This window comes from Bacillus siamensis KCTC 13613 (assembly GCF_000262045.1).
GTDB classification, from domain to species: Bacteria; Bacillota; Bacilli; order Bacillales; family Bacillaceae; genus Bacillus; species Bacillus siamensis.
This window is the reverse complement of sequence record NZ_AJVF01000013.1, coordinates 502208-518611: the sequence shown is the minus strand read 5'-3', so window position 1 is coordinate 518611 and position 16404 is coordinate 502208. Positions and strand designations below refer to the sequence as shown.

General features: G+C 46.7%; 20 protein-coding genes. 18 read left to right on the top strand and 2 right to left on the bottom strand.

From position 1 onward, the window contains the following. The first annotated feature begins 6 nt into the window (after positions 1–6). From Y79_RS0102645 to Y79_RS0102620, 6 genes are all read left to right on the top strand, one after another. Positions 7–480, top strand: a complete 474-nt coding sequence (locus tag Y79_RS0102645; RefSeq protein ID WP_016936300.1) for a flavodoxin — start codon at positions 7–9, stop codon at positions 478–480. Continuing rightward, positions 470–1363, top strand: coding sequence for a WD40/YVTN/BNR-like repeat-containing protein (locus Y79_RS0102640; protein WP_016936299.1), 894 nt, complete (start codon positions 470–472; stop codon positions 1361–1363). Before Y79_RS0102645 ends, Y79_RS0102640 begins: the two co-directional genes overlap by 11 nt. A gap of 26 nt (positions 1364–1389) precedes the next feature. Next, entirely contained in the window at positions 1390–1845 is a 456-nt protein-coding gene (locus tag Y79_RS0102635; RefSeq protein WP_016936298.1) for a flavodoxin, read from the top strand. Positions 1846–1926: 81 nt separating this feature from the next. Beyond that, positions 1927–2637, top strand: coding sequence for a 2,3,4,5-tetrahydropyridine-2,6-dicarboxylate N-acetyltransferase (gene dapD, locus Y79_RS0102630; protein ID WP_016936297.1), 711 nt, complete (start codon positions 1927–1929; stop codon positions 2635–2637). A 70-nt stretch (positions 2638–2707) separates the two neighbouring features. Next, complete coding sequence (locus Y79_RS0102625) at positions 2708–3832, top strand: N-acetyldiaminopimelate deacetylase (protein WP_016936296.1); 1125 nt, start codon at positions 2708–2710, stop codon at positions 3830–3832. 60 nt (positions 3833–3892) lie between these two features. Further along, positions 3893–4138, top strand: a complete 246-nt coding sequence (locus Y79_RS0102620) for a YkuS family protein (RefSeq protein WP_016936295.1) — start codon at positions 3893–3895, stop codon at positions 4136–4138. A 33-nt stretch (positions 4139–4171) separates the two neighbouring features. On the opposite strand, the gene Y79_RS0102615 is transcribed toward Y79_RS0102620, so the two are convergent. Next, a complete protein-coding gene (locus Y79_RS0102615; protein ID WP_016936294.1) occupies positions 4172–4978 on the bottom strand; it encodes a mechanosensitive ion channel family protein in 807 nt (268 codons plus the stop codon). Positions 4979–5272: 294 nt separating this feature from the next. Between Y79_RS0102615 and Y79_RS0102610 the strand changes: the two genes are divergently transcribed. Next, positions 5273–5731 carry a TlpA disulfide reductase family protein gene (locus tag Y79_RS0102610; protein WP_016936293.1) on the top strand — a complete coding sequence of 153 codons (459 nt, stop codon included), beginning with the start codon at positions 5273–5275 and terminating at the stop codon, positions 5729–5731. Between the two features lie 468 nt (positions 5732–6199). After that, entirely contained in the window at positions 6200–6796 is a 597-nt protein-coding gene (gene rok, locus Y79_RS0102605) for a transcriptional regulator Rok (RefSeq protein ID WP_016936292.1), read from the top strand. Positions 6797–6817: 21 nt separating this feature from the next. Here the strand turns inward: rok and Y79_RS0102600 are convergent, their stop codons facing one another. Continuing rightward, positions 6818–7792, bottom strand: a complete 975-nt coding sequence (locus Y79_RS0102600; protein ID WP_016936291.1) for a coiled-coil domain-containing protein — start codon at positions 7790–7792, stop codon at positions 6818–6820. Between the two features lie 144 nt (positions 7793–7936). Between Y79_RS0102600 and Y79_RS0102595 the strand changes: the two genes are divergently transcribed. The 10 genes from Y79_RS0102595 (at position 7937) to Y79_RS0102550 (ending at position 16166) form a co-directional block, all read left to right on the top strand. Beyond that, positions 7937–8539 carry a molybdenum cofactor guanylyltransferase gene (locus Y79_RS0102595; protein ID WP_016936290.1) on the top strand — a complete coding sequence of 201 codons (603 nt, stop codon included), beginning with the start codon at positions 7937–7939 and terminating at the stop codon, positions 8537–8539. A 51-nt stretch (positions 8540–8590) separates the two neighbouring features. Continuing rightward, positions 8591–9610 (top strand): molybdopterin-synthase adenylyltransferase MoeB, encoded by a 1020-nt coding sequence (locus Y79_RS0102590; protein ID WP_016936289.1) that lies wholly within the window; start codon positions 8591–8593, stop codon positions 9608–9610. 17 nt (positions 9611–9627) lie between these two features. Further along, on the top strand, positions 9628–10920 hold the full coding sequence (locus tag Y79_RS0102585) for a molybdopterin molybdotransferase MoeA (protein ID WP_016936288.1): 1293 nt from the start codon (positions 9628–9630) through the stop codon (positions 10918–10920). Further along, a complete protein-coding gene (gene mobB, locus Y79_RS0102580; protein WP_029575212.1) occupies positions 10881–11402 on the top strand; it encodes a molybdopterin-guanine dinucleotide biosynthesis protein B in 522 nt (173 codons plus the stop codon). Before Y79_RS0102585 ends, mobB begins: the two co-directional genes overlap by 40 nt. Then, positions 11403–11870: a molybdenum cofactor biosynthesis protein MoaE gene (locus Y79_RS0102575; protein ID WP_016936286.1), complete on the top strand. Its 468-nt coding sequence runs from the start codon at positions 11403–11405 to the stop codon at positions 11868–11870. It begins immediately after the preceding gene. Continuing rightward, on the top strand, positions 11870–12103 hold the full coding sequence (gene moaD / locus Y79_RS0102570; protein WP_016936285.1) for a molybdopterin converting factor subunit 1: 234 nt from the start codon (positions 11870–11872) through the stop codon (positions 12101–12103). Before Y79_RS0102575 ends, moaD begins: the two co-directional genes overlap by 1 nt. 343 nt (positions 12104–12446) lie before the next feature. Next, a complete protein-coding gene (yknW, locus tag Y79_RS0102565) occupies positions 12447–13145 on the top strand; it encodes a YknW family membrane protein (RefSeq protein ID WP_016936284.1) in 699 nt (232 codons plus the stop codon). A 1-nt stretch (position 13146) separates the two neighbouring features. After that, the gene (locus tag Y79_RS0102560) at positions 13147–14283 is read left to right on the top strand and encodes an efflux RND transporter periplasmic adaptor subunit (RefSeq protein ID WP_016936283.1); all 1137 of its coding nucleotides are present in this window, start codon (positions 13147–13149) and stop codon (positions 14281–14283) included. Next, positions 14284–14976, top strand: a complete 693-nt coding sequence (locus Y79_RS0102555) for an ABC transporter ATP-binding protein (RefSeq protein WP_016936282.1) — start codon at positions 14284–14286, stop codon at positions 14974–14976. Beyond that, positions 14973–16166, top strand: coding sequence for an ABC transporter permease (locus Y79_RS0102550; protein ID WP_016936281.1), 1194 nt, complete (start codon positions 14973–14975; stop codon positions 16164–16166). The genes Y79_RS0102555 and Y79_RS0102550 overlap by 4 nt, the downstream gene beginning before the upstream one ends. The last annotated feature ends 238 nt before the right edge of the window (positions 16167–16404 follow it).

The following is a 16404-nucleotide window of genomic DNA, read 5'->3' as shown; positions in this document are numbered from 1 at the left end:
GATCATATGCAGAAAGCATTAATGATATACGCAAGCATGTCGGGAAATACGGAGGATATTGCCGGCATTATAAAAGAAACACTGAGTGAGCACCAGATTGCAATTGACTGCCTTGACATGGACGAGGCAGATGCAGATTGTCTCGAAGCATATGATTATGTTTTTGTCGGCACATACACATGGGGAGATGGTGATCTTCCTTACGAAGCGGAAGATTTTTATGAAGATATTCTGCACCGCCAGCTAAACGGACTGAAAACGGCTTGTTTCGGTTCAGGCGATCACGCCTATCCGAAGTTTTGTGAAGCGGTTACGCTGTTTTGCGATGCGTTTGAACAGGCCGGAGCCAATTTATATCCGGAAACGCTGAAAATCGAATTAGCGCCTGAGACGGCTGAGGATCAGGAATGCTGCAAAGAATTTGTCCGCGGTTTTCTTGCATGGGCCGCTCACCAAGGAGACCGGTGCCATGTTTCATAAAGGCGCGACGGCTGTCATGGCATCAGTGTCTTCAGGATTTTTTGTCGCAGTAAAAGGCGAAGGCATTTTTCATTTTTCCGCAGAAGAAGGCTGGAAAAGGCTGTACCGGATGAAAAGCAAGATTCATGTGCTGACCTACATCGGGCCTTACATATTCGCGGCGGGGGAAAAAGGCGCCGTCCTCAGATCGGCCGATCAGGGAAAGACCTGGACGGCATCCCGATTTCCGACCAGCGCCTCCGTTTGGGCCGTTGCCGGGCGCAATGACGGGTTCGTCTGTGCGCACGGCACGCACTGCCTCTACTTATCTGATGATTTCGGCGTCACTTGGCATGTGGCTAAGCCCTTTTCACATTTAAAGGAGCTGCCTGTCATCCGCTCGCTTTGTTTGCACGGTCAGACGATTTATATCGGCACCCGGATTCATATGAATTATGGCGGCATTTGGGCGTACGATCTGACAGAAGACCGCATCCGGCGTATAAGTCGTGAAAGACAGCGCATGACGGCTTCCATGCTTATGTACAAGAAGGACTGGCTCATTGCCGCAAAGGGTGCGGCAAAGGGAGAACGGGGCGAGGTTGCCGTCCGAAACGTGCGGACGGACGAGGCGTTTGTCATTACAGCCGCGCCTGCCGTACGGGAAAAATCATTTCTCGACGTTTCTGAGGATGACGGTATTATTTATGTCACTTCGGCACAGGACGAAAACGGATTTTCGCGCATTTACCAAGCTGATTTCGCCGCCGGAGAATTAAAATGGTTTGATACGATCCGCGGTCACGGATGGCGGGTGGCCAATCAGAAAGAAAGCTTTTTTTGTGCGGGCCTTTACGAATGTAAGTTTGTCAGACCGTATGAGGCGGCCCGGCTCGCACATTAGTTTCTATACATAAAGGAGAGACGGAGATGGGGAAAGTATTGCTTGTTTATGCGACAATGTCAGGAAACACCGAGGCAATGGCGGATTTGATTGAAAAAGGGCTGATCGAAGCACAAGCATCTGTTGACAGATATGAAGCGATGGATATCCATGCCGAACTTTTTAATGACTATGAGTATATTTTATTAGGCACATATACGTGGGGAGACGGGGATCTTCCTGATGAAATGCTCGATATCGCTGAAGATATGGAAAACCTGGAGTTTGCAGGGAAAACATTTGCTCTGTTCGGTTCCGGAGATACGTCCTACGCGTTTTTTTGCGGAGCGGTTGACGAATTAGAAAAAGTGATCACGGCCCGGGGAGGACGGGTGGTGCTGCCACCGGTCAAAATTGAAAACAACCCTGAAGGCAGCGAGGAAGAAGAGCTCAGGGAATTCGGAAGACAGTTTGCCGCACTGTGCAGACAGCCGGCAGAATAAAGGCTTGTTCCTTTTTTTCTTGTTTTTGCATCCTTCCTTTGTTACAGTAATGAGGTAGAAAATCAGAGGAGGACAATACATATGAAAATGATGGATGCAAATGAAATTATTTCATTTATTCAAAATAGTACAAAATCAACGCCTGTAAAAGTGTATGTAAAAGGCGATCTTGAGGGAATCAGCTTTGGCGATTCCGCTAAAACATTCCTGAACGGCCAATCCGGCGTTGTTTTTGGCGAATGGGCTGACATTAAAGCGGCAATTGAAGAAAACAAAGACAAAATTGAGGATTACGTCATTGAAAATGACCGCCGCAACTCTGCGATTCCGATGCTTGACTTGAAAGATGTAAAAGCGCGCATCGAGCCTGGCGCTATTATCCGCGACCAAGTCGAAATCGGCGACAATGCCGTTATCATGATGGGGGCGTCCATTAATATCGGTTCAGTCATCGGCGAAGGCACAATGATTGATATGAACGTTGTGCTCGGAGGACGCGCGACTGTCGGAAAAAACTGTCACATCGGAGCGGGTTCTGTATTAGCGGGTGTTATTGAGCCGCCAAGCGCTAAGCCTGTTGTCGTAGAAGATGACGTTGTGATCGGAGCAAATGCGGTTGTGCTTGAAGGCGTAACAATCGGAAAAGGCGCGGTTGTCGCTGCGGGAGCTATCGTAGTAAATGACGTTGAGCCATATACCGTTGTAGCAGGAACACCAGCGAAAAAAATCAAAGATATCGATGAAAAAACAAAAGGCAAAACAGAAATCAAACAGGAATTACGCCAGCTGTAAGGAATGGTTTGATAGAATGGGCGTGGATGATAAAATCCACGCCTTATTCTTATCTTAAGGAGGAATACATATGGAAAAAGAGCGGCTCATAGCGATCCGGAGAGATCTGCACCGCATCCCGGAAATCGGCTTTCAGGAATATAAAACACAGCAGTACCTGCTGAATATATTGAAACAATATCCGGAAGAACGAATTGAAATCGAAACGTGGAGAACCGGCATCTTTGTCAAAGTCAACGGCACGGCTCCGGAAAAAATGCTCGCCTACAGAGCGGATATAGACGCTTTGTCGATTGAAGAGCAGACGGGGCTTCCGTTTGCATCTGAACATCCCGGTTTTATGCACGCATGCGGCCACGATATGCACATGACCATCGCGCTCGGCATTATTGATCACTTTGTCCGTCACCCGGTCAAGCATGATCTGCTCTTTTTATTCCAGCCGGCTGAAGAAGGACCGGGCGGAGCGGAACCGATGCTTGAAAGCGATGTGCTGAAAAAATGGACGCCGGATTTGATCACGGCTCTCCATATAGCACCTGAACTGCCGGTCGGCACAATCTCCACCAAAAGCGGATTGCTGTTTGCCAATACGAGCGAGCTTGTCATCGACCTTGAGGGGAAAGGCGGACATGCGGCATATCCGCATACAGCAGATGACATGGTCGTCGCCGCAAGCACGCTTGTCACGCAGCTGCAGACGGTCATATCCAGAAATACGGACCCGCTTGACAGCGCGGTAATTACTGTCGGAACGATTACCGGAGGCACGGCGCAAAATATCATCGCAGAGCATGCTCATCTGGAAGGAACGATCCGGACGCTTTCTGAAGAATCAATGCGTATGGTGAAAAAGCGGATTGAAGAACTCGTCAAAGGAATTGAAATCGGCTTCCGCTGCAAAGGGAAGGTCACGTACCCGTCCGTTTATCATCAGGTTTATAATACAAGCGGCCTGACCGAAGAATTTATGCAATTTGTCAGTGAGCATCATCTTGCAGAAGTGAAAACGGCGAAAGAAGCGATGACCGGAGAAGATTTCGGGTATATGCTGAAAAAATATCCCGGCTTCATGTTCTGGCTCGGTGCCGATTCTTCCCACGGGCTTCATCACGCAAAGCTGAATCCGGATGAAGCTGCGATGGAAACCGCAGTAAATGTCATGGTCGGATATTTTTCGGAGTATGCCAATTAAATCCGAAAAGAAGAATAATCTAACAAAAATTGAGCATTCTACGTAACGGAGGTGTTCAATATGACGAAAAAAATTGGAATTGAACAATCTTTATCGGATGTAGAACAGGCGTTAAAACAAAAGGGATATGACGTAGTGATGATGAAGACTCCTGAGGATGCGAAGGATTGTGACTGCTGTGTCGTAACCGGACTTGACAGCAATGTCCAAGGCATTGCCGATACGTCAACTCAGGCTCCCGTCATTACGGCTTCCGGAATGACAGCTGACGAAATCTGCAGCGAAGTAGACAAAAAATTTCATTAAAAAGAAAAAACCGAAGCTTATGCTTCGGTTTTTCTATTCGGCAGAAGCGGCGTTTTTCAAACGGTCGAGCGCGATTTTCATTTCTCTCCGCAGCACGCGTTCAACCCGCCATTGCTCCATATTTTCTGTTTTGGCGATGATTCTGATGACCATTTCTGATGTGCTTAAATCCTGAACCCCGATGACGTCCGGTCCTTCCTTAATCTGCGGAAGCTCAAGGGCTGCTTTGTCACAGGCGTTTTGCAGGACTTGAATGGTTTCATCAAGATTTTTTTCAAGCGGCACCTTAATATCGACAAGCGCCTGCATCGTTCCGCGAGAATGGTTGCTCACATTTGTGATCCCCCGGTTGGGAAGATAGTGAAGCGTGCCGTCAAAGCTCCGGATTTGCGTCGTACGCAGACCGACCTGCTCGACAATGCCGCTGTAGCTGGCAACCGTAATATAATCACCAACATCGATCTGTTTTTCCAAAAGGATAAAAAATCCGGTGACAATGTCACTGACAAGTCCCTGAGCGCCAAAGCCGACTGCAAGACCGACCACGCCGGCGCCTGCTATGAGAGCGCTCGGATTGTAGTGAAATAAATCCAATATCATGACGATAAAAACGAAAATCAGTATGTATCCGTACACATTCAGCGCGAGACTCCGCAAAGTATAAGCGCGGCCCGTAGAAAGGTTATTTTGCTGCTCGAATTTCTGGAACAGATGTTTAATCAGCTTTTTGCCTGCCGTTCTGAAAATAAAATACGCTAAAATAATAAGTGCCAGCTTTATGATGAAAATCCCCGCAGAAGTGATGAGCCCGGCCCAATCAAAGTGTTTTAAATCAATCATAGTGATGTCTTCCTTTCAAGTCTATTGCAGAAAAAGCTAAAAGTTACTTACCCGTTTTACAATAGGATAAACCTTTTAATAGAAATCAGTTTTTTACAGTTATGATTTATTCTATTGAACGGTTTCAATCTCATTATTTTCGTGAAGATACTAACTAAAGGATCTCCGCTCTCATTTTAACATGTCGGTTCAGCCAAATCATTTACTTTGGAGGGAAAACAGCCGGATGTTGCCCGAGCGAAGTGAGAGTGCGGACGAAAGAACACAAATCTTTTTCATTAGGAGGGACATCAGATGAAATTACATCAGCAAATGCCTGAATTGACAGGCGCCAAAGCCTGGATTAACGGAGAAGTCACGAAGGAACAGCTGATCGGTGAAAAGCCGGCATTGATTCACTTCTGGTCCGTCAGCTGCGGCATGTGTAAAGAAGCGATGCCTGAGGTGAACGGGCTTCGTAATAAATATAAAGATCAGCTGAATGTGGCAGCCGTTCATATGCCCCGTTCCGAAGATGATCTTGACCTTGAGAAAATCAAGGAAACAGCGGCTGAACACGATATCTCTCAGCCAATTTACGTGGACAGCGATCATACGCTGACTGAAGCATTTGAGAATCAATATGTGCCGGCTTATTACGTTTTTGATAAAACCGGACAGCTCCGTCATTTTCAAGCGGGAGGAGCCGGGATGACAATGCTTGAAAAACGCGTCAGCCGCGTACTTTCAGAAATGGAGCAGGCTTCTGAATAATTGGGACAATCTCCGTCGGACTATTGTCTCGGTTCTGCAAACCCTTTGCCGTTAGGTAATAGGGTTTTTTTGTGCTTATTGGATAAAAAATTCCAAAATGACATGTGTGATTGTTGAGCTGGAGTGAAAACGAAAATGAAGAAAAACGGGAGAAAACACGCTGTATCGCATGTTTTCTCCATATCTTTAGCTTTTACATATTATAGTCGAAAATTGTAGATATTACGCTAATTTTCATTAAACAAGTAATTTCAAGTTATATTTTGAAGGATTTGAATAAAATGGAACACCGCCCAGAATCCCCTATATGACGAGGGTTTTTGTATAGAAAGTACCATTTTCAGAAAATAAGCAATTTTTCATAGAGTAAATAAAATAGTAAAATGCTAAAATAATAGTTGATAAAATTACTTTTGTAATCTAATATCTAAATAAAAGCGTTTAAATTTTTGACAGGGGGTTTTACACATGTTTAATGAAAGAGAAGCGCTGCGCTTACGTTTAGAACAATTGAACGAGGCAGAGGTAAAAGTCATTCGTGAATATCAAATAGAACGAGATAAAATATATGCAAAACTGAGAGAATTAGACAATACGGGCAGCCTGTCCGATACAAAAAAAGAGTTTCGTCCGGAGAAAAAAAGTGACTCTCTCCCAGTGCTTGCAGAGCTTGCGGCACAGGAAATGAGAAGCTACCAAAAGCCGCAGACACAGCCTCAATCCTCACAGCCGCAAATGCAGTCTATTACGTCTATTCCCGCCGGGATCCCGGACGGTTCTACAAGAAGAAGAAGAGGGACGGCAAGACCGGGTTCAAAAGCGGCAAAACTGCGCGAAGCAGCCATTAAAACTTTGAAGCGCCACAATGCGGCGATCAAAAGTTCGGAGCTGCAAAAGGAAATTGAGAAGGAAAGCGGCCTTGAAATTCCTAATATGACAACGTTTATGCAAAGTTTAATTAAAATGTATCCGGAAGTGAAAAAACCATACCGCGGCCAATATATTCTTGAGGGAGAAATTTCTCAGGAAACAGAAGAAACGGCAAATGATACGGCTGCTGAATAAAACAGTAAAAAACTGCTTGCGTTACTCAAGCAGTTTTTTTGTGCTGTCCCGCGTATCTTTTAACGCCTTTTTTTCAAGCTTGACGACATATTTCTGGAACGGTTTTTCTTCATCAGCCCGTTCTTTCACCGCGTCCAGCTTTTCTTCAAACGACTGATCACGGGACTCTGATTGTGCAAACTGTTTTTGCAGGGAGATGACTTGTTCGGTGACCGCTTTAAGCAAGTCTTCTGCCTGAACAGTCCCGGCCGCAGCAGAAGGAAGTTCCAGCTCTTTTTCTGCCGGTTCCGCCGTCCGGCTGTCAATATCAGCAAAATGACCGGCAATCCAAGCATCACTTTCGTCCAGCTGCCTTTTGTACGAGAGAATGGTTTCTTGAAATAACTTTTCTTTCGTTTTTTCTATTTCTACAAGCCGTTCTTTTGTTTCTAGTATTCGATCTCTCATATGATTAATTTCTATTTTAATATGTTTGAGCTGGTATTCTTTTTCTGTCATTTGTGTTTGCAGCCGGATATTTTCTTCTGCAGCAGCCTGAAAACGCCGTTTCGTATCTTCGTGAGAAGTCTGTTCCGTTTCCATTGCGGTCTCAAGTGAGCGGATACGGGTATGTAAGTTTTTATTTTCTTCTTCAAATTTTACATTCGTAAGATGGAGACGGTGTTTTTCTTCCATCTCATTTTTCCGCCGAAACGTTTCCTTCTGCAGCAGTTCTTGCAGAATGACGATTTTATCGAGCAGCCCGGCCCTGATTTCATGCAGAGACCGTTCCGTGTTACTTGTCTGTTTGTGTTTTTGAGCCATTGCTTCCAGTTCGTCAGTAAGCTTGTGAAGCCGCTCTTTAATATTGGCGTTTTCCTCCTGAAGCTTATTGTTTTTTTGATGAAAGTAGCTTGCTTCAAACTCCGAAATCAGTTTTCTGCATCTCGAAAGTTCAGACTTCAAATAAAGGTTCTCTTGAGAAGTGTCGTGGAAAAACGGACCTGATATTTTCATAAGAACCATCTCCCTCATGATGTTAACACTACAATATGGAATAGGACAGACGGCTATTCCTCTTAATTAAATTGACAAGCACTGTAATATTGTATTTCGGCTGAGGCGTTTGCTATGCTTTTATATAGAATGGGGAGAGATGACATGAAACAGGTGAATGTAATATTAGCAGGGGGAGCTTCCCGAAGGTTCGGGGAACCGAAAGCTTTTGCAAAGTGGAAGGGCGGCATGTTTTATGAGCAGGCGAAAAAAGCCTTCGGCTGCGGAGAGCCGGTGATTATCAGCCGCCCTGAGCATATAAATAAGTTCTTAGCAAACAAAGAGAGACATGTTTTCTCCGATGTGCCGCAGTTTCGGGGAATGGGGCCGCTGGCCGGCATATATACGGCAATGAAACAAACGGAAGGCGAAACATACACGGTCATATCCTGTGACACGCCGCTCGTGACTAGAAAGACCATGGCAGCGCTTGAAATGAAGCTGACCGGAAATGTGGACGCTGTCATTCCGATTTGTGAAAACAGAGAGCAGCCTCTCTTGGCTGTTTATCATAAACGGGTGCAGGAGGTGCTTTTTGATCAGCTGGCACAAAACAAGCTGAAAATGGCAGACATGCTGAAACATCTGTCTGTCTGTTATGTGCAGGCTGAAGACATCGGCGCCGGGCCGGAAGAGTTCGTCAATATCAACACCCGGGATGATTACGCCAGACTTTTGGCGCTTATCGAGTCTTCACATCAGGACTGATTGTGAGGAAACATGGTATGATGGAAATAAAAATGCAAGGGGACAACACAGATGGAAGAGCGCTATTCGCGGCAGACAAGATTTAAGCCGATAGGGGAAAAAGGGCAGAAGGCGCTGGCTGACAGCAGTGTCCTGATTGTCGGGGCCGGGGCCCTCGGAACAGCCGCAGCAGAGGGGCTGGCAAGAGCCGGAGCAGGCCGTATGGCGATTATTGACCGGGATTATGTGGAATGGAGCAATTTACAAAGACAGCAGCTGTATACAGAAGAAGACGCGAGGGAGCGCCTGCCGAAAGCCGTGGCGGCAAAGACGCGTCTTTTGGCGATAAACAGTGACATACATATAGATGCTTATGCGGCCGAAGGTACGGCGGAAATGCTCGAACCGCTGATCGAACAAGCGGATTGCATCGTGGATGCGACAGATAATTTTGAAACGAGAATGGTCATCAATGATCTGGCGCTGAAAATGAAAACGCCTTGGATTTACGGTGCCTGTGTCAGCAGTCAGGGGATGTGTATGACGATTATCCCGGGGGTTACGCCGTGTTTATCCTGTCTGTTTGAGCAAATACCCGTGGGCGGAGCGACATGTGATACAGCAGGGATCATACCTCCGGCGGTTCATATCGTCTCTGCTTATCAGCAGGCTGAGGCGCTGAAATTGCTGACAGGTAACCATGAAGCGGTAAATCGGCGCTTTTTTACGTTTGATGTGTGGAATAACACCAATATGAGCGTAAATGTGGATCAGACCAAACGGGATCATTGCCCTTCCTGCGGCGCGGAGCCTGTATACCCGTACCTGCAGCCTGAAAATAGGCCAAAAGCAAGCGTGCTGTGCGGAAGAGATACCGTTCAAATCAGATCGGAAGCGTTAAAGAGGCTGGACAAAGAAGAGCTCGTCAAACGTCTGAAGCAGATCGGCAAAGTCGAAGCAAATGAATTTTTGCTGCACATGGCGTACGAACGCTTCAGGATCGTTATTTTTCAAGACGGACGGGCTCTGATTCACGGTACAAACGACATCAAAGAAGCAAATTCAGTTCTGGCCAGAGTGATCGGACTGTAGTAAGGGGAGGTATTGCTATGCTTGAAAAAAGAACGCCGATTCAGGTGGGCGAAGCAGTCCGCCGGGTGAGCCGGTATAAAAAACAGGGGGATACCGAATGGGTGCCGCTGGAGGACAGCCTTCACCGCTATTTGGCAGAAGATGTTAAGGCGGACCATGATGTGCCTGCCTTTGACCGTTCTCCGTATGACGGTTTTGCCATCAGGGCGTGCGATTCAAAGACGGCTTCCCGTGATAATGCCGTCACGTTTGAAGTCATTGACCATATCGGAGCCGGCGCCGTGTCAGAAAAAGAGCTCGGACCATATGAAGCGGTCCGCATTATGACAGGGGCGCAGATTCCAAAAGGCGCGGATGCCGTAGTGATGCTTGAGCTGACAAAAACGTATTCTGAAAACGGCACGGATTACATGTCGGTGAAACGCCCTTTCCATGCGGGTGATAATATTTCATACCAAGGAGAAGATGCAAAAAAGGGCAGCTCGCTTTTAAAAAAAGGAACGAAAATCACGCCGGGCGTCACCGCTCTTTTGGCAACCTTCGGCTATGCTTCTGTTCCTGTGGTGAGAAAGCCGGTGGTCGGAATTATCGCCACGGGAACCGAACTTCTTCATGTAAGCGATCCGCTTGAACCGGGCAAAATCCGCAACAGCAACGCGGCCATGGTGTATGCCCAGATCATTGAAGCGGGTGCGGTGCCGCTGAACTTAGGCAAAATTTCCGATGATTTTGATGACAGTTATGCGGCGGTGAAGGAAGCCATGAAAAAAACCGATTTTCTGATCACGACCGGCGGCGTGTCAGTCGGTGATTTTGATTTTCTTCCTGACATTTATGCTAAGCTCGGAGCGGAAGTTTTATTTAACAAAGTGGCAATGCGCCCGGGGAGCGTGACAACTGTCGCACGGGCCGATGACATGCTGCTGTTCGGCCTTTCAGGCAATCCGTCAGCATGTTACGTCGGTTTCACCCTGTTTGTCAAACCGATGATTCAGTCTTGGCTTCTGAATGAAAAACCTCACGCCGGATGGGCGGAAGCCGTGTTAACAAACGACTTTCCGAAGCCGAATCCGTTTGCGAGATTTGTGAGGGCGTTTGTTTATCATAAGGACGGAAAGATGATGGCGTCACCGGTCGGTCTCGACAAATCAAGCTCAGTCACATCTCTTGCCGAAGCAAACGCGTTTATCCTTCTGCCGGGAGGAACGAGAGGATATGAAGCGGGACGGACGGTTCACGTGCTTCTCATCCGCGATGAGAATGGAAGTGAGTGGCCGTGGTCAATTCTTTCCCGATCGTCCAGATCGTAGGGTTTCAAAACAGCGGTAAAACAACGTTTATCGAACGTATACTGAAAGCGGCGCCGAAAGAATGCACGGTTGGATGTTTAAAGCATCACGGACATGGCGGAGAGCCGGAACCTTTTTCTGACGGAAAGGATTCAGAGCGCTTATCAAAAGCCGGTGCCGCGGTTACGGCAGTAGAAGGGGACGGGGTCTTGCAGCTTACGGCGCGAAAAAAATGGGATCTGGCTGGTTTGATCGGCCTGTATGAATATTTGGGAATCGACTGTCTTCTCATTGAGGGTTTTAAACATGCGCCGCATCCGAAAATCATTATGATTAAAAGCAGCGAAGATTGGCAAAAGCTGAAGCATTTGGAGCGCGTGCTCGCGGTTGTCAGCAGAAGTACGGAGCATATGCCTGCAGATGCGGGCATACCCGTATTCCATGCGGATGATCCGGCTGCCATTATGTTTGTGCTTTCGCAGCTGAAAGGGGGATCTGCATAAATGGAACGTTTTCAAATTACAAGGGAACCTATCATTGCGGAAAATATCGTAAAAAAAGTTGAAAAGCGCGAAGCCGGGGCCATCACAACGTTTATCGGCACGGTCAGAGAGTGGACTGCCGGACGGCGGACGGTGCGTCTTGAATATGAAGCATATGAACCGATGGCTGTTCAAATGCTTTCTCAAATCGGCGATGAAATCAGCGCGAAATGGGAGGGAGCCGAAGCTGCGATCACTCACCGCGTCGGCGTCCTTGATATCGGAGAAGCAGCGGTCGTAATCGCCGTGTCTTCTCCGCACAGAAAGGCGGCATATGAGGCGAATGAATATGCCATTGAACGGATAAAACAGATTGTTCCGATTTGGAAAAAAGAGATCTGGGAAGACGGCGAAGAATGGATAGGCGATCAGCTGGAAACGATGCCTTATCCGAACGGAAAACCGGATTTAAATAAAGGGGAATCATGATGATTAAAGTACTTTTGTTTGCCGGGCTTGCGGAGCAGGCAGGAACACCGGTCATTGAACTTAACGAAAAGGAGGCGGCAGCGTCTGCTGTAAAAACGCTGTTAAAAGAACGATACGGCCTCCAGACGATAGACAATGCCATGATCGCAATCAATGAAACTTACGTAAAAGACAACAGCATCGTAACAGAAGGCGATACCATTGCCTTTATCCCGCCCGTAAGCGGAGGGTGAATAAAAGCCGGATGTGCATCATTGCCATCCGGCTTTTTTGCACAGTACGCCGATAACATCGGCAAGAAAGGCTGAATTCCAGGGGGAGACCAAATGGAATTTAAAGGGGATTTTTAATTGTGCGGTTTTCTTTACATACACAGGCTTAAAACGGCGTCACACAAGATTTTTAGCCTGCTTTTATATCAGTCCGGCGCTGGTTGTTTTTTACATAATTATGGAACTTACATTTAAGATTTTGTGTTACAATTTAGCATAAATACGCAAACGGCAAAAAAATTGAAACTTTTATAAGCCGGATGCGTACGTATAAACAGAATAATACATAGGAGGCATCAGCAATATGGAACCAAATCTGGAAAAAAACAATACGGCAGTAACGGAAAAGCCGTCAATTTTCGGCGTCATTACAAGTCCTGTTGTGCAGTTTAAAAGATTAAAAGAACACCCGGTCATCGGCCTTCCTCTCCTGATTGTCATCATTCTCATCGCGGCGGGGAGTATTTTGCGCGGGCTCGGAATGAATTATGAAGAACTGCTGAACAGCTCATCTCTTGACGGACTGACCGATGATCAGATTGAAATGACCAAAACCATTGCGAAATTCGGCTCGATTTTCGGAGGAATTTTCGGGGGCATTATCGCTCTCTTTATCGTTCCGCTTATTTATTGGCTGTGCGTCAAAATTTCAGGCGGCGTGACAACTTATAAAAAAATGCTCTCACTCGGCCTCTTTACTGCATTTATTACTAACATCGGCTTAGTCATTAACGGACTTGTCATTTATTTTACCGGTGCGGGCTCACTGTACCCTGTCACATCTTTGGCGAGTGTCATACCGGCCGGAGATGGCGTATCGGTCTTTTTAAGCGCGATCGATATTTTCAGCATCTGGAGCTATATTCTGCTCGCGTTAGGTCTGCGCTATACCGGCGGCATTTCTAAAAAAGCAGGCTGGATTTCCGCAATTGTCCTGTTTGTTATTATGCTTTTGGTATCGGCAGTCGGAGGACTGTTAGATTCAGTGGCAGCAGGTGTATAACATGAAAAAACTTTGGATCGGAATCGGCATCGCAGTCATTGTAGCAGTATTCATCAGTATCAATATTTATAAGTCGGCCGCTCCCGCGGGCGGCAGCGCCGGCGAAAAAGTCGATACCGGGACTATGGAAAAAAGAGAAATCTCATCTGCGGTCATGGTTCCGGGAACACTTAAATTCTCCAAAGAACAGTATGTTTTTTATGAAGCGGACAAAGGAACCCTTGATAAAGTAAAAGTAAAAGAAGGCGACAAAGTAAAAAAGGGATCGTCGCTAGTCACTTATACAAACGAACAGCTCAACCTTGATAAAGAGCAAAATGAGTTGACAGAACAATCAAAACGGCTGCAAATCGAACAAATTCAAGAAAAACTGCAAGCCTTAAACAGTAAAGAAAAAGATCTGGCAAAACAAGCGGGAGAAGCGGAAGCCAAAAAACAAATTGAATCCGAACGGACTGATCTGCAGCTACAGCAAAAAACGGCTGAAATTGAATTAAAGCAATCTGACCTGCAAAAGCAATCTCTTGAAAACCAGGTGGCGAACCTCAATGTCAAGAGTGAGATGGACGGGACGGTTATCTCGGTAAATCAAGAAGCCGCTTCTAAGAAATCGGATATTCAAGAACCGGTAATACATATAGGCGATCCGGAACACCTGATCGTTGCTGGCAATTTGTCTGAATACGACACATTGAAAGTGAAAAAGGGACAAAGCGTTACTATTACCTCAGACGCCATCCCGGATAAAACATGGAAGGGAAGGGTGACGGCTGTCGGTCTCGTTCCGGAACAAAAGTCAGGAGCTGCTTCTGGTGAAAGTACGGAACAAGCCGTGCAGTATCCGTTTCAGGTCAAGCTGATCGGAAAGCTTCCGGAGGGCAAACCGGGGTTTAAACTCATTATGAACATTGAAACCGACAAGCGGAAAGCCGATACGCTGCCGTCCTCCGCAGTCAAAAAAGACGGAGATGAGCACTGGGTCTTTATGGTAAAAGACGGGAAGGCCAAACGCGTGAAAGTCAAAGTGGGCGACACCTCGAATCAGTTAACGGAGATAAAAGAGGGACTTTCAAAGAATGATAAAGTCATTCTGAATCCGGCTGACGGTTTGACTGACGGAACGGATGTGAAAGCATAGATGATTCAGCTTTCAAAGGTGAAAAAAAGCTATCAGATCGGCAAGGAAACGTTTGATGTCCTCCGTTCAATCGACCTGACGATTGAAGAAGGGGAATATGTATCCATTATGGGACCGTCGGGATCAGGTAAATCTACGATTATGAATATCATCGGCTGTCTGGACAGACCGACATCAGGCAGTTACAGACTTGCGGGAGAAGATGTATCTTCATGCACGGAAAAAGAGCTTGCGGCGGTCCGGAACAAATCAATCGGATTTGTCTTTCAGCAATTTCAGCTGCTGCCGCGATTGAATGCAAGAAAAAATGTCGAACTTCCCATGATTTACGCAGGTATCGGCAAAAAAGAGCGTGAGGAACGGGCGGAATATGCGCTGGAAAAAGTCGGCTTAGCGGATCGGATGCTTCACATGCCGAATGAGCTGTCCGGCGGCCAAAAGCAGCGTGTCGCGATTGCAAGAGCCATCGTTAACGAGCCGAAGCTTATCTTGGCTGATGAGCCGACCGGCGCGCTGGATACGAAAACAAGCATTTCCATTATGGAGCAGTTCACAGAGCTTAACGCAGAGGGCGTGACCGTGGTGCTTGTCACACATGAGCGTGAAGTGGCGGATTGTACAAACAGAGTGATTTTCGTCCGTGACGGCAGTATCGTTCCCCGCGATTCTGAGCAGAGGAGAGTGGGGGAATGAGCCTGTTAGAAAATCTCCGGATGGCTCTCAGTTCCGTCAGAGCTCACAAGCTGAGATCGATTTTGACGATGCTCGGCATCATTATCGGCGTCGGTTCAGTAATCGTTGTTGTGGCTGTCGGCCAGGGCGGAGAGCAAATGCTGAAGCAATCCATCAGCGGGCCGGGCAATACAATTGAATTGTATTATCTGCCGAGCGATGAAGAATTAACAGCCAATCCGAACGCTTTGCAGCAAGCGAGTTTTACAGAAGAAGATATTAATGGATTAAAAGGAGTGGACGGCGTAAAGCAGGTTGTCGCTTCCGCTGTAAAATCAATGACGGCCCGTTATCATGAAGAAGAAACGGACATTACGCTGAATGGCATTAACAGCGGCTACACGGACGTAAAAAAGCTGGACGTTCAGGATGGGCGGACATTTACGGATAACGATTTCCTTTCCGGGAAAAGAGCGGGCATCATCTCGAAAAAAATGGCTGAAAAGCTGTTCGGGAAAACATCTCCGCTCGGAAAAATCGTCTGGGCCGGCGGACAGCCCGTAGAAGTAATCGGTGTATTAAAAGAAGAGAGCGGATTTTTATCACTAGGGCTCAGTGAAATGTATGTTCCGTTCAACATGCTGAAAACGTCTTTCGGCACAAATGACTACAGCAACGTTTCGATTCAGACGGAATCCGCTGACCAAATCAAAATAACTGGAAAAGAAGCGGCCCGCCTCTTAAATGACAATCACGGCACAAAAGAGGCCTACCAAGTCATGAATATGGAAGAAATCGCCGCGGGCATCGGTCAGGTCACGACCGTCATGACGACAATCATCGGTTCGATCGCCGGTATTTCTCTCGTCGTCGGCGGAATCGGGGTCATGAATATTATGCTCGTATCGGTAACGGAACGGACAAGAGAAATCGGCATCCGCAAATCGCTCGGTGCCACGAGAGGACAGATTCTGACACAATTCTTAATTGAATCCGTTGTGCTTACTTTAATCGGCGGCTTAATCGGAATCGGTCTCGGCTACGGGGGAGCATCACTCGTTTCCCTTATCGCGGGCTGGCCGTCGCTCGTTTCCTGGCAGGTGGTTTGTATCGGCGTGCTGTTCAGTATGCTGATCGGTGTCATCTTCGGTATGCTGCCGGCCAACAAAGCATCCCGCTTAGATCCGATTGAAGCGTTACGGTATGAATAGTGAAACCTCCCCATGCAGTCCGCATGGGGTTTTTTCTGTGTTTTAAAGATTGAATGAATATAATAGACTTTTTTCATTTATGATAAAAAGAAATGTCATACAATTGTCCCCCTTTTTGTCGAATTTACAGTTTACAAACCCTATGTACATACGTTAATATGAACAAATGTGAAAGATTTTGATAGTTATTGAATGAATTTGAGTGATTTTAGTTGCTCGAAGTAAAAAAAGCGTTTAC

Bases quoted from the DNA above. Each gene is read 5' to 3' on its own strand.
- Y79_RS0102645 (WP_016936300.1), top strand. From the start codon at position 7: ATGCAGAAAGCATTAATGATATACGCAAGCATGTCGGGAAATACGGAG.
- Y79_RS0102640 (WP_016936299.1), top strand. From the start codon at position 470: ATGTTTCATAAAGGCGCGACGGCTGTCATGGCATCAGTGTCTTCAGGA.
- Y79_RS0102635 (WP_016936298.1), top strand. From the start codon at position 1,390: ATGGGGAAAGTATTGCTTGTTTATGCGACAATGTCAGGAAACACCGAG.
- dapD (WP_016936297.1), top strand. From the start codon at position 1,927: ATGAAAATGATGGATGCAAATGAAATTATTTCATTTATTCAAAATAGT.
- Y79_RS0102625 (WP_016936296.1), top strand. From the start codon at position 2,708: ATGGAAAAAGAGCGGCTCATAGCGATCCGGAGAGATCTGCACCGCATC.
- Y79_RS0102620 (WP_016936295.1), top strand. From the start codon at position 3,893: ATGACGAAAAAAATTGGAATTGAACAATCTTTATCGGATGTAGAACAG.
- Y79_RS0102615 (WP_016936294.1), bottom strand. From the start codon at position 4,978: ATGATTGATTTAAAACACTTTGATTGGGCCGGGCTCATCACTTCTGCG.
- Y79_RS0102610 (WP_016936293.1), top strand. From the start codon at position 5,273: ATGAAATTACATCAGCAAATGCCTGAATTGACAGGCGCCAAAGCCTGG.
- rok (WP_016936292.1), top strand. From the start codon at position 6,200: ATGTTTAATGAAAGAGAAGCGCTGCGCTTACGTTTAGAACAATTGAAC.
- Y79_RS0102600 (WP_016936291.1), bottom strand. From the start codon at position 7,792: ATGAAAATATCAGGTCCGTTTTTCCACGACACTTCTCAAGAGAACCTT.
- Y79_RS0102595 (WP_016936290.1), top strand. From the start codon at position 7,937: ATGAAACAGGTGAATGTAATATTAGCAGGGGGAGCTTCCCGAAGGTTC.
- Y79_RS0102590 (WP_016936289.1), top strand. From the start codon at position 8,591: ATGGAAGAGCGCTATTCGCGGCAGACAAGATTTAAGCCGATAGGGGAA.
- Y79_RS0102585 (WP_016936288.1), top strand. From the start codon at position 9,628: ATGCTTGAAAAAAGAACGCCGATTCAGGTGGGCGAAGCAGTCCGCCGG.
- Y79_RS0102575 (WP_016936286.1), top strand. From the start codon at position 11,403: ATGGAACGTTTTCAAATTACAAGGGAACCTATCATTGCGGAAAATATC.
- moaD (WP_016936285.1), top strand. From the start codon at position 11,870: ATGATTAAAGTACTTTTGTTTGCCGGGCTTGCGGAGCAGGCAGGAACA.
- yknW (WP_016936284.1), top strand. From the start codon at position 12,447: ATGGAACCAAATCTGGAAAAAAACAATACGGCAGTAACGGAAAAGCCG.
- Y79_RS0102560 (WP_016936283.1), top strand. From the start codon at position 13,147: ATGAAAAAACTTTGGATCGGAATCGGCATCGCAGTCATTGTAGCAGTA.
- Y79_RS0102555 (WP_016936282.1), top strand. From the start codon at position 14,284: ATGATTCAGCTTTCAAAGGTGAAAAAAAGCTATCAGATCGGCAAGGAA.
- Y79_RS0102550 (WP_016936281.1), top strand. From the start codon at position 14,973: ATGAGCCTGTTAGAAAATCTCCGGATGGCTCTCAGTTCCGTCAGAGCT.